This window comes from Shewanella sp. LC6 (assembly GCF_006385735.2).
Taxonomy (GTDB): domain Bacteria; phylum Pseudomonadota; class Gammaproteobacteria; order Enterobacterales; family Shewanellaceae; genus Shewanella; species Shewanella xiamenensis.
On sequence record NZ_CP043902.1, the window covers coordinates 4,432,710 to 4,446,391 of the forward strand.

Annotated in this window: 6 protein-coding genes; 2 read left to right on the plus strand and 4 right to left on the minus strand. The window is 49.1% G+C overall.

Annotated elements, in window-relative coordinates:
• Positions 1–36 precede the first annotated feature (36 nt).
• The 3 genes from FJD32_RS19860 to FJD32_RS19870 all read right to left on the minus strand — a co-directional run bounded on the left by FJD32_RS19860 (position 37) and on the right by FJD32_RS19870 (position 7,844).
• Entirely contained in the window at positions 37–2,439 is a 2,403-nt protein-coding gene (locus tag FJD32_RS19860; protein WP_037426950.1) for a zinc-dependent metalloprotease, read from the minus strand.
• A gap of 80 nt (positions 2,440–2,519) precedes the next feature.
• The gene (locus FJD32_RS19865) at positions 2,520–6,230 is read right to left on the minus strand and encodes a response regulator (protein WP_205403014.1); all 3,711 of its coding nucleotides are present in this window, start codon (positions 6,228–6,230) and stop codon (positions 2,520–2,522) included.
• A gap of 219 nt (positions 6,231–6,449) precedes the next feature.
• Positions 6,450–7,844, minus strand: a complete 1,395-nt coding sequence (locus FJD32_RS19870; protein ID WP_037426948.1) for a PhoH family protein — start codon at positions 7,842–7,844, stop codon at positions 6,450–6,452.
• 391 nt (positions 7,845–8,235) lie between these two features.
• Here FJD32_RS19870 and rapA point away from each other — a divergent pair, with 391 nt between their 5' ends.
• Both rapA and FJD32_RS19880 read left to right on the plus strand, forming a co-directional pair.
• Entirely contained in the window at positions 8,236–11,142 is a 2,907-nt protein-coding gene (gene rapA / locus FJD32_RS19875; protein ID WP_088586180.1) for an RNA polymerase-associated protein RapA, read from the plus strand.
• A gap of 242 nt (positions 11,143–11,384) precedes the next feature.
• A complete protein-coding gene (locus FJD32_RS19880) occupies positions 11,385–12,308 on the plus strand; it encodes a DUF3530 family protein (protein ID WP_088586181.1) in 924 nt (307 codons plus the stop codon).
• 124 nt (positions 12,309–12,432) lie between these two features.
• On the opposite strand, the gene FJD32_RS19885 is transcribed toward FJD32_RS19880, so the two are convergent.
• A complete protein-coding gene (locus FJD32_RS19885) occupies positions 12,433–13,239 on the minus strand; it encodes a crotonase/enoyl-CoA hydratase family protein (protein WP_088586182.1) in 807 nt (268 codons plus the stop codon).
• Positions 13,240–13,682: the final 443 nt, after the last annotated feature.

Here is a 13,682-nt window from a genome sequence, read left to right on the forward strand (position 1 = left end):
TCGCTAGCGCCTATTATGCTGATAGCCAAACCAAGACTAGATAGGCGAGCCTGGCGGTAAAGTTAAGGGCTTAGGGATAAGCTTTTTATTAGCATCCAAGAGCCCCGCACTAAGGCCCTGCTCCAAACCGTTATAGTGGGCAGCCACTTTAGCATTGGCTCGGTTAGCTTTGGCTTTGAGCTGCTTTATCACAAATTGAGCACGTTCAAAGAGCGCAGCCTTAACCTCTGGCGCAGTTTGCGGATCATGGTAGGTCGACAAGAGTTCATCGATCACCACCGCATTAACGCGCATCCACACACCTTCAACTAAGCCAAGCTTATCTTCCTGATATAACGTGGCGGCAAACAACTTATTCAGTAGGGTCTCAACCGAGAGTTGCTCATTATCGGCCATCGCCGCTTGGCTCACACGATTTAAGCGTTTTGGCATGAGCAGTAAGCTTACAGTGTGGCGAGCAGACACTTCTGCCATGCCAAGGGGATCGCTCGCCACCCCAAGCCCCGATTCAAACGACTCCCGCGTTGGCTGATAATTACCCGCTTTAGGGACTAAAGTGTCTAACAATGTTTGTGGGACCGTTAGACTGGCTGCATCTAAGGTGCTTAACAACGCATCGAGACCCGACAATTGTAATGGCGGTGCAATATAGCTCCAGCGACCGCCCTCACCGATAGACAAATAGTGATAGTCGGTGCCGCCAATAAATTTTGCGACAGCCTCGATTTGGTAACGATTGAGTAAATAGATAGGTACAAAAGCATCGACCAATTCACCAAGCGGCTCGCCAGGCAATAAGGCCGCTCGACTGAAACCTTCAATCGCCTTGGCACGAATGCGATTTAGCTCCAATAGTTGAGCGATTGGATCATCACCACTGTCCCACAAACTTGCATAGGCGTGACTGGCATCCTTTTGGCGTGAGTCGGCTTCACCGATGTAACGCAGTCCCTTACGCGCGACCTCGGCCAACAACTGATTCTGCAGCGTCAACTGGGCAGTCACATCGCCTTCATCGCTATAACCGTAGGCGATGGCAAAGTTATCCCACGGCCCGACACCAACGCCATAAGGTGCTGAAATATCAATATCATTGCCTTTCAGCTGGAGCTTGGGATGGGGGTAATCCATCACAGAGGCATCCTGATTGGTTGAGGCGGCAAAGTTATGATCTAACCCTAAGGTATGACCGACCTCATGGGCAGCAAGTTGCCGAATACGCGCTAAAGCCAGCTCATTAGCGGCCTTCTCTGCCGCCGCTCTATCCTGCCACCCTGCGGTTAATCCTTTGGCAATCAAATAATCTTGGCGTACCCGCAAGCTCCCTAAGGTCACTTGGCCTTTGATGATTTCGCCAGTACGCGGATCGGTGAGCGCTGCACCATAAGACCAGCCCCGCGTCGCACGGTGGACCCACTGGATCATGTTGTAACGGATATCCTGCGGATCGGCATCGGGCGGCAATAATTCAACTTTAAAACCGTTGATAAATCCCGCTTGGGTGAAGGCCGTTTCCCACCAGCGTGCGCCATCGAGCAGTGCCGAGCGAATAGGCTCAGGCACGCCAGGGTCGAGGTAATAGGTGATGGGCTTTACCACTTGGCTCGGCGCTGGGCCTGGGTTCACCTTCTGCAGGCGGTGGCGCAAAATAAACCGCTGCACCAGAGGCTCAGAAAAATCCGTCGCATAGTCACGGTACTCATCGGATAGATAGCCGCTCATCGGATGATAGGCGCGAACTTGATAGCCTTCGCCTGGCAATTCAACAAAAGAATAACGCATCCGTACTGACATAAAGGTGCCATCGGGCGTGACCTTAGCGACTTGCTCGCCAGCAACATCGCCCTTAAAGGTCAATTGCACATCTACATCGCTATTGTTTTCAAAGGATTTAACTCCTGCGGGCAAAATCGCCGAGCGGGTTAAATCGAGATGATAATTGCCCTGTCCCGTCTGTTGCAGCACATGTGAGACACCGTGCAGATCATTAAGCACTAGCTCACTGATCGCCACCATATCCGGCTTACCTTCGAGCAATTTTCCCTGCCACAATACCGAATCGGCAAAGGCTTCCTCTACTGCTCGTTTTTCGGCGGCATCTTGGGTATTGGCGCGATACTGGGTGTTCAGTTGCTTAAGCTGGATGTAGGGACCTTGACGTTCAAACTGCACCATGCGGGTTTGACCTAACTGGCCACGATCTAAGCCGATATCGTTAGAGCCAACCCCTTCAGGTAAGCTAGTCACCAAGAGAAAGGGCTGATTGAGGCGACTCACCTCAAGGTATAACTCCCCTTCGCTCGGTTCATAGTAAAAATTGAGAAATCCCTTGGCTACTTGGCTTTGTTTAACAATTTTAGTGCTCGGCAGAGTAGCGGCAACGCTAAGGGCTGGCAAACCTAAGAGCAGGATGGCGAGGGCTAGGCTATGGGGTTTCATCTTTCCTCCTGAACTGGCTGTCTACGTGGTCACGCTATGAAACTAACCACGCGGGGCCATCACTGGCCCCGGGCGAACAATTAATGGTGATTATGTTTGTGCTTAATCCAATGGGTTAAGGTTTCAAATAATTCGGATAGCACGATAGGCTTAGTAATATGGGCATTCATCCCTGCGGCGAGACTCTTTTCCCGATCACCAGACATCGCATGGGCTGTCATGGCGATAATCGGTAAGGCATCAGCGCTGTAACGTTCACGCAGTGCCCGCGCCGCCGTTAAACCATCCATTACTGGCATTTGAATATCCATTAATACCGCATCGAAGGGGCGCGAGTCGATAATATCCAACGCAATTTGGCCATTTCCTGCAACGACGACTTCGTAACCCGCACTCTTTAACAGCTCTGTCGCAACCTGTTGGTTGATAAAGTTATCTTCAACCAAGAGCACTAAACCTGTGTGCTCACCTTCTTCGACAGCCACTTCAGCAATAGGCTGTGCGACATTGAGCCTTGGCTCGTCGGCAAAGGCGGCAATAATCTCATCGAACAGGCTCGAGGCCTTAAAGGGCTTTTGCAACACAGCAAACACATTGGCACTATCGACTTCAAGTTGCAAAGGTTCAGCCGCATAGGCCGTCATCATAATAATGATTGGCCGTTTCGCGATCCGACCTTCGGCCACCATGGTATCGATGGCGCTAATCACATCACTGCCATCCATTTCTGGCATCATCCAGTCGAGCAACAATAAATCGATAGGATCTCGCGACAACTTATACAGCGCCTCGGCGCCGCTCGCGGCAGTATCCACCTCAAAGTGGAAATCGCGCATCAACGCTGAGTAAATTTGCAGCGCCGTTGGGTTATCATCCACCACAAGTGTGCGTAAATTATTGAGTTTTTCAGGCACAACTAAGGGCTCAACCTTGGCCTCTTCAGCAATCTCAAAGCTGATGGTAAAACTAAAGGTACTGCCGACGCCTAACTCACTCTGTACTTGCATCTTGCCACCCATCATGGAGACCAAATGCTTACTGATCGATAAACCTAAGCCTGTGCCGCCGTATTTACGGGTCGTCGAACCATCGGCTTGGGCAAAGGCATCGAATAACTTTTCCTGCTGATCTTTACTGATCCCAATACCGGTATCCCGCACCCAGAATTTTAAGGTAATCCGGTGATCGCGCTCGCCGACATCTTCACATCCCAGTTCAATCTCGCCGGATTGGGTAAACTTCACCGCGTTAGACAACAAATTGATCAGCACTTGGCCTAGACGCAGTGGATCGCCCTTAAGAATGAGCCCTGCCGTCACTGGCGCATACAGCAATAATTCAACGCCTTGTTCCTGCGCCTTAAGCGCGTTGAGATCGAGGGCATGATCGAGCACTTTATCCAGCGGAAACGGCACCCGCTCCAACTCTAACTTACCCGCCTCAATCTTAGAGAAGTCGAGAATATCGTTAATAATCCGCAGTAACGACTGCGCCGAGAAACCGGCTTTTTCGAGGTAATCCTTCTGCTGCGCCGTCAGCGAGGTGCGCTGCGCCAACTGCAACATACCGATAATAGCGTTCATTGGCGTGCGGATTTCATGGCTCATATTCGCCAAAAATTCACTCTTGTACAGGTTGGCCAATTCCGCGTCCTGCTTCGCCTCCAACAGCGCCACTTCGTTACTCTTATGGCGCGTGATGTCCTTATGGGTACCGACCATACGCTTAGGCTGACCATCGGCGGTAAATTCCACTACCCGTCCACGGGAAAGCACCCAGTGATAACTGCCATTTTTACCTAAAATCCGAAACTCGATTTCATAAGCATCGACCGGGTTTTGCAGATACTGATTACGATATTCTTCGACGCGAATTCTATCGTCGGGATGCGTCAGTTGATCAATCGCCGACAATAACGCAGGGAATTCATTGGGTTTATACCCCAGCATCGAATAATAGGATGGGTTGCAAATAATATGCTCCGAATCCAAATACCAGTCCCATAGACCGTCCTCTACCGCATCCATCGCTAAGTGGTAACGCTCTTCCGACAGACGTAACTGTTCGGCGGACTCGTACTCACGCGTGACATCGCGCCACACGGCAATTAAGCCTTGCAGCTCACCACGACGGTTATAGAAAGGCAGTTTCAGGGTGTCGAGCAACACAGGTTTGCCCGCTAACTCGACCTTCTCTTGATAACGCAGCGGCGTGCGATCTTTTAGGATCTGCTCATCCTCGGCACGAATACGAATGCCCATCTCTGGCGAGGTTAAATCCTCCGACGACAGACCGATCATCTCGCTTTCGGTGTAACCCAACATCCGCTCGGCGGCCTTGTTACAGCCGAGGTAATTGCCCTCTTTATCTTTAAAGACAATGGCTTCTGGGATAGAGTCGAGTAAGGACCGCAATAGCGCATATTCACGTTCGAGGCGCTCGGTAGCATCTTTTAACCGCTCAGTACGACGCGCGACCAGTTTATCGAGTCGTTTATTTTGCTCGGCCAGATGGTGAGTGTATTGCTTGTTTTCCTCAAAAATGCGGCTGACCAATAGGAACCAAGGCTCCCAACCAGGGGTGATTTTTTCCGGCGGTTTACGCGGTTCTTGGGAGCAGCCCTCTAAGTGGGATAACAGCCGCGATGCAGGGCTCACAAAAGAGCGGCGCGTTTGCCAGTGTACTATGGTCACCAGCACCGACAGAGCGATGACCACAAGGATAAAGGTCAGTTGCAGTTTTTCGACCGAATCTTGGAACAGATCGTCTTCATTTTGCAGATACAACAAGCGCCAAGGCGCATTATGCAGCGCAACCGAGTGGATATAGTAACCGTTACGAATAATGCCTTCGTGGGCGTCGAATAATTCAGACTCAGGCAACGAATGCAGCTCAGAAGGAATGCGCTGGCTTATGTGATACACCCGATTGATATCAGAGCCATCAAAATCACTGTGGGATAAAATATTATTCTGCTGATCGAGCAGGATGACCGTCCCCGGCATTTTGAAGTACACCCGAATTTGCCGCGCCAATGAGGCTAAGGTCATATCGAGGTTTATCGAGCCCATAAACTCATCGTCGAGGTAAACGGGCACACCTAAGGTGGTCAATAAGCCTTTACCTGTGGAGTCGACGTAGGCCTCACTCCAAAACACGCTGCGTTGCGGGTTCATCGCTGGCGTCGCGTATTGGAATTGTTTTTTATTGAGCAACTCGTCTCTAAAACGTTGATCATCATTGGTCCAAGGGAAGTAGGACATCATCCGCTGGCGCGATAGATAATAAATTGCCGAGGCTTTGGGTGCGGCTTCTTTGGCCACAGGGAAAGACAGCGATAACTCGAACAGCATTTCCAGCTCTTGGTAGAACTTATCACTGCGACCATCGAGGGAACCCGCGCCCGTGATCCGCCCCATATTAGTGAATGGCTTGCCACCTTTGGCGTAATTAGGCTCTAAGGTAAAATACTGACCACTTTCGTTAAATTTGCCGTACTGCGGTAAGCGATCCTTACGCACTAACTCACCTAAACGTAGATGATCCACTGCCACATCCCGCAAGCTCTTCACCGCACGAATGCTCGACTCCAGTAGTAAGTCAATTTGCAATACATGGCGTTCAACCTGCTCTTCACGCTGATCCATCTGCTGGCTTTTCTGGCGATCGAAAAACATCCACGCCGTCAGCAACGACAGGACAATTACACCGATATAAGTATAAAAAACGGCACGGTTATAATTCTTTTGGATCGGCGATTTTAGCTGGAGATCCGGCTCACTCGATTTCATCCACTACCCTTGATTGCAGCACTTGATTTAGCCATCGGTGGCAAAAGTTACGGAGTTCATTTATGGGTCCTTATATTAGCAGGAAGAAACCCCGAGTCACATCAAATAATTGCCGCTCTCAGACTAGCAAAGTCTATGGTTAGCTAACTGAAAAATCATAGAAATGGCTAAAAATAAAGGCCCCACAAGTGAGACCTTTTGTAACAATTTAGTTAATGGTTAGAGATGTTCTTCAGCGTATTCAGCTAAGCGTGAACGCACCACGCCATTCAGGTACAAGTTTGCACTGCCTTCAAAGTCTTTAAAACGCTCAACAATGTAGGTTAAACCCGAGGTCACTGCGGTGAGATAATTGGAATCGATCTGCGCTAAGTTACCGCAACAAATCAATTTTGTGCCTTCCCCCATCCGAGTGATCATGGTTTTGATCTGCGACGCCGTCAGGTTTTGACATTCATCCAAAAGCACAATGGAGTTTTGGATCGAGCGGCCGCGCATAAAGTTGATCGACTTAAATTGGATATTCGCCTTCTCCATGATGTAGTTCAAACTGCCGGTCGGATTGACATCATTCTTATGCAGCACTTCTAAGGTATCGGTAATGGCCGCGAGCCATGGCATCATCTTTTCTTCTTCGGTGCCGGGTAAAAAACCTATCGATTCGGCAATTTCTGGCGTATTACGAGTCACAATCACCTTATCGTAGCGATTACGCTCCACTACCAACTCAAGCGCAGCCGCCATTGCCAGTAAGGTTTTACCGCAACCCGCTGGCCCCGTTAAGATCACCAGATCGATATCGGGATCGAGCAAGGCTTGCAGCGCCATGCCTTGGTAAACATTCTTAGGTTTAACGCCCCACGCCTCGAGGTTTTTTAAGCGCTCGCGGCCCAAATCCAAAATATGCAGATGAGTATCGCTACGCTCGGTGACGCGCCCACAAAAATCAGATTCGGTGTCAATCAGATACTGGTTAATGTAAAAGGGTTCGTTGTCTAAATCTTTCAGTGGGACTTCATGAATCGTATGCCGACCGTGGCGCTCGGTGGACACTTTGTTTAAATGCTCCCAAAAATTACCTTCGAACTGATAAAAGCCCTTGCTGAGGAAACGAATATCGTCGATCAGCTGGTCGGTTCGATAATCCTCAACCAATTGAATACCCGCGCCCTTGGCCTTAAGACGCATATTGATATCTTTAGTGACGAGTACCACAGTGCGTGGATGGTGAAGATTTTGTAGATGTAGTGCGGTATTGATAATGCGGTTATCGTTGCCATCCCCCGGCAGGGCACCTAAGGTAAAATCGACAAGATGGTCAGGGAAAATAGAAAGTGAGCCTATTGCATCGGCATGCCCTTCTCGACTTGGCAAAGGGACGCCATTAATAATTTGTTCCGGTGTTGTATCGCCGCCGAGGGTATCTTCCAATGCCCGAATGGCAACTCTCGCATCGCGACTCACATCACTCTTTCGATCTTTAATCTGGTCTAGCTCTTCTAGCACAGTCATCGGAATGACTACATCGTGCTCTTTAAACGAATAGATCGCCAAAGGTTCATGTAGTAACACATTGGTATCCAGTACAAACAACTTTCTGTCGTCTTGTTCCATGGCGCCTCCAGAGTGCTCGATTGTTTTTATGTTATATCTCGTTCCCAGTGAGTGGATATGGCTCCTTTGCTGATTGGCGTTAGGTTAAGAATGATCTTTAAGTTCAAGCCTCTACCGAATAAAGATAGCTAGCGGCTTACACTAATATTGGCACCATTCTCAATGAATGCCAACCAAATCATCAGAGACTCGAAAGCAGTGTAGGTCCCTCGATATGACAGAAGCATGACAAAACCTCGAGCTGCAACAGAGAATTTTCTTCACTGTTCAATTTGTAATCTGCTGTGTGGAGAATTAGTCTCTAACGGTTGAGAGGGCGATTCAAATATCCCTAGTATTGATATAACATACGCGCCCTTTGTTAGAGTCCGCCCAGAGATGAGAATTTAAGATGCCGTTTGCCTTAGGACAACGTTGGATAAGTGATACCGAGTCAGAGCTTGGTTTAGGAACAGTCGTACAAGTTGAAGGCCGCATGGTCACAGTGTTATTCCCTGCGACTGGTGAGAACCGTATGTTCTCGCGTAACGAAGCCCCGCTGACCCGCGTCATATACAACCCTGGCGATACGGTTGAAAGCCATGAAGGCTGGAGTCTCTCGGTCGAAGAACTCACCGAAAAAGACGGTCTCGTCGTCTACCACGGAATCCACAGCGAAACAGGTGAGAAAACCAGCCTGCGTGAGACCCTGTTAAACCACAACATTCGTTTTAACAAACCGCAGGATCGCCTGTTTGCGGGTCAGATTGACCGCCTCGATCGTTTCGGCATTCGTTACCAATGCCAGTTACTGCGCAATCAACTGGCGACCTCTGATTTACTCGGCTTACAAGGGCCACGCGTTGGTCTTATCCCCCATCAAATGTGGATTGCCCATGAAGTGGGTCGCCGTTATGCGCCGCGGGTGTTGCTGGCCGACGAAGTGGGTTTGGGTAAAACCATCGAAGCAGGGCTAATTATCCACCAACAACTGCTGACAGGCCGTGCCGAACGAGTATTGATTATTGTGCCGGATACCCTGCGCCATCAGTGGTTAGTGGAAATGCTGCGCCGCTTTAACTTGCGCTTCTCCGTGTTTGATGAAGACCGTTGCGTTGAAGCCTTTGCCGACCATGACAACCCTTTCTATACCGAACAGTTAGTGATTTGTTCACTCGAATTACTGCGCAAAAAGAAACGTCTCGACCAAGCACTCGATGCCGATTGGGATCTGTTAGTGGTTGATGAAGCGCACCATTTAGAGTGGACCGAAGACGCCCCAAGCCGCGCCTACCAAGTGGTTGAAGCCTTAAGCGAAGTCGTACCGGGCGTATTATTACTGACCGCAACACCGGATCAACTCGGTCACGAGAGCCATTTTGCGCGCTTGCGCCTACTCGACCCAGATCGTTTCTATGACTACGACGCCTTCCTTGCTGAAGAAAACAGCTACAAAGATGTCGCCATCGCCGCCGAAGCTTTAGCGGGCGAAAGCAAATTATCCGATACCGCTATCAACAGCTTAACCGAATTACTCAGCGAAAAAGACATAGCGCCGAGCATTCGGTTAATTCAAGCCGAAGGCATCGACAGCGAATTGCAACAAGCGGCGCGCAGCGAATTACTGCAAGAACTGCTTGATCGCCACGGCACTGGCCGCGTGCTTTACCGCAACAGCCGCGCCTCGGTAAAAGGTTTTCCGAAACGTATTTTCAACGCCTATCCCCATGCGATGCCTGAGCAGTATCTTACCGCTGCACGCGTGAATGAGATGATGGGCGGTCGTAAAACCTTAGAAGCGAAAGCGGCACAAGCCTTAAGCCCTGAAAAACTCTATCAAGAATTTGAAGACAACAGCGCCAGTTGGTGGAAATTCGATCCTCGCGTGGATTGGTTAATCGAGTTTTTAAAGTCGCACCGCAGCAAGAAAGTGCTGATTATCGCCAGTGGCGCCGATACCGCCCTGAGCTTAGAAGAAGCCCTGCGTACCCGTGAAGGCATTCAAGCGACCGTATTCCACGAAGGCATGTCGATCATCGAGCGCGATAAAGCGGGTGCTTACTTTGCCCAAGAAGACGGCGGCGCTCAGGCGTTAATCTGTTCAGAAATTGGTTCTGAAGGTCGTAACTTCCAGTTTGCCAGCCACTTAGTGTTGTTCGATCTGCCATTAAACCCAGATTTATTGGAGCAGCGTATCGGCCGTTTGGACCGTATTGGTCAAAAGAACGATATCCAAATTCACTTGCCTTATCTGCAAGATACGGCACAGGAGCGTTTACTCCAATGGTATCACCAAGGTCTAAATGCCTTCGAGCTTACCTGCCCTGGCGGCCATATACTTTTCAGTGAATTTGCCGAAGATCTGTTAAATGTCCTTGTCGGCGGTGATGAAGATGAGCTAACCAATCTGCTCAACCACACCCAAAGCCGTTACAAAGAACTGAAACACGCCATGGAGCAAGGCCGTGATAAACTGCTGGAAATCAACTCCCATGGCGGCGATAAAGCCAAAGCGATTGTCGAGCGTTTAGCCCAAAGCGATCAAGATACTAAGCTGATTGGTTCGGTGATCCGCTTGTGGGACATTATCGGTGTCGACCAGGAAGATAAAGGCGAAAACTCGATCATCCTGCGTCCAAGCGAGCATATGATGTTCCCGACTTATCCCGGCCTGCATGAGGATGGCGTTACCGTCACCTTCGACCGTGATACCGCACTCTCCCGTGATGATATTGCCTTGATCACCCAAGAGCATCCACTGGTGCAAACCGGCCTCGACTTGATCACTAGCTCGGATACCGGTACCACAAGTGTTGCGATATTAAAAAACAAGGCATTGCCTGCGGGCACCCTGTTTTTAGAACTGATTTATATGGCAGATGCCTCGGCGCCTAAATCGAGCCAGCTCTATCGTTATCTACCGCCTACGCCAATCCGTATTCTGCTGGATAAAAATGGCAACGATCTGTCAGCCAAGGTCGATTACACCAGTTTTGACAAACAGTTAAGCGCGGTAAACCGTCATATTGGTAGCAAGTTAGTCACGGCCTCACAGCCAATTCTGCATCCGTTATTTGCTAAAGGCGAAGAGTATGCCCAAGTGGCCGTCAATGAATTAGTGGCTCAAGCGCGCGAGAAGATGACCAGCCAGCTTACAGGCGAACTCGAACGTTTAGAGTCCCTCAAAGCGGTCAACCCCAATATCCGTGAGGAAGAATTAGAATACCTACGCAACCAAATACGGGAGCTGACCACTTACCTCGATGCGAGTCAGTTGCAGCTTGATGCGATTCGTATGGTGCTAGTTAGCCATGTTTAATCTTGATTGGCATTAAACCGAGCCTTATCCGGCTCGCTTAAGCTAAAACACAAACGCCCAGCCAATCGCTGGGCGTTTTTATTTTCTCTGTTGTATAAACATTTTTTTCGCATAAGTCTGTCTAGGCGCCGCAGTGCGCGGTCGCCGTCACGACCTTAAGCAAAAATTGCTTCTGCTACGCTGCTTAAGGTTATACTCTAGCTAATTGAATTTATAAGACTACACAGGTGGTTATCAATTCTATGGCGCGTATCATTCCCTCGGTATTGAGCCTCACCTTAGCTCTCGCCAGTGCGAGCTTACTCGCCGCCGATCCCAGTAGCCAAACTCCCGAGCCTAGCGCCGAAGTAGCTCAGTCTAATCCTAACAAACCGACGCCCGTTAAAAGAGCGAGCAGCTATTTACCCGCCAATGAGATCAAACAAATCACCATTGATGACCAACCACTTGAACTCTTAGTCCGCTCGTGGGAAGGCCGAAAAAAACTCGGTGCAGCCATTATTTTACCCGCCACTAATGGCACCGCCGATGCGCCCGGATTAATGGCCTTTGTCCGACGTAATATCAATGCTGCCGGCTGGGCGAGCTTAAGCCTCACGCCGCCAACAGAACCACCAGCGCCCAATTTTGCCACCCCAGCAACTGAAGTCGCGACTGCGGGGTCAGCGCAATTAACCACGCCTTCCAATAAACCAAGTCAAAAGGTAAAGCCTGAAGACAGTAATAAGCATCTCCTTGAGCAAGAAGACTTTCTCGTTAAAAGCATGTCACAGCTCGACAGCGTTGGTAGCGATTATCCTGGCAAACGAGTACTGATCACCGCCGATCAAAGTGCTGGATTATTGATAAGCCTATTAAGCCAAAAGAAAATTGCCGATCCCGATGTATTGATTGTCATCAATCCCTACAGTGCAGACGAAACGCGCAACCAAGCCATAGCCGAGAAGCTCGCTAAACTCACGATGCCGATACTCGACATTCAATCACCCGATGGTCACCCCGCCTCATTAGAAACGGCTGAACAACGTAAAACGCTGGCAGTGACCTTAGAGGCACCCAATTATCGGCAGACAACGCTGGCATTGAATCTGGATAATGAAAGCGCTTGGCAGAATTGTTTATCGGCCATTAGAGGATTCGCCGCCCGAATGAGCGGCGCCTATTGAAATTTTAATCCCCCTGATTTTACGAGCACGGCTTGCTAGAACAAAATAAAGCTCGACACAGCAACGCAGCCTCAGCATTGAGGAAGTCTTTAACATGGCTTTCTCGCTAATGGCATCAACCAAGTTACCAGCCAGACTGGCGATCCTTGTAGGGTTTAGTGGGATCTTTTAACTGACGAACCGCAGCGATAGTACGATTTTTGCCAAGCAGTAATCTCACTTGACTCCATGACTCGCGGCATAGCAACGCACGGACCGAAGCAGTCCAGCTGCGGTTAATACTCAGCTTAATTGCCGCAGCCGCATCGGGGGAGGTATTGAGGAGTTCTTCCGCCAATTGTTGCGCGCTTAACATTGGGTTATCACTTAACTGAGTCACTAAACCTAAGGTGTTAGCCTCTTCGCCAGAGAGCACTTTTGCCGTGAGACTGAGTAACATCGCTTGATCCTTTGGCATAATTTGCCGCAATGCCACTAGGCCTGCCATATCGGGCACCAGCCCCCATTTGGCCTCCATAATGGATAACTTACTGTCAGGGCTTGCTATCCTAAAATCCGCACCTAAAGCGATTTGCATTCCTCCACCATAACAGCAGCCTTCCAATACCGCGATAACGGGTACAGGTAAACGCTGCCAGCCAAGGGATACTCTTTGGGCTAGGTTGGCATTGCCTGGCAACCCTTTAAACAGCAATTTAACTGCTTGCATCGGCGCCGACATCACGCTTTTGACATCCAAGCCAGAACTAAAATGACCTCCAGCGCCAGATAAAATTACTAGCCGAATACGCGGATCTGATTTAATCCTTTTGATGGTTTTATCGAGTTCGCTAAACATCAAATAATTAATTGCATTGAACTTTTCTGGACGATTAAGCACAACATTTGCGATGCCATTCTCAACCGTAACTTGCACACAACGCTCACCCATGAAATATCCTGCTACTGGTCAGTCCAGACCAAATGTTAACATGTTTGGCATGATTAACCAAAACATGTAACATAAGGCCGAATTTTGACTTTAGTCAAAATATTGTCAGTCACCGTTAAGTATTAGTGTGCGATTATGTTAGGCTGCAATCTAAAACCTAACAAATTCTGATTTATGAAGCTGTTAGAATAAATTTACGATGCTGTTCAGCCCATGCCAGCGTCTAATTTGAACAAAATGCATCTCTAGCAACTCCGCTTACCTACAGCATGTATACCTGTGCAGATAGAGGATCGATACTGTAGACATCTGTTGATGGATTAAGCATATAGATGGTCGCAAAATCGAGGTATTTTTTGCGATAAATAACGAAGTTAACTTAGCTAACCACAATTTTAATCGCACTATGCCTTTAGAATTTAATGGCAAGATAAATAAAATTA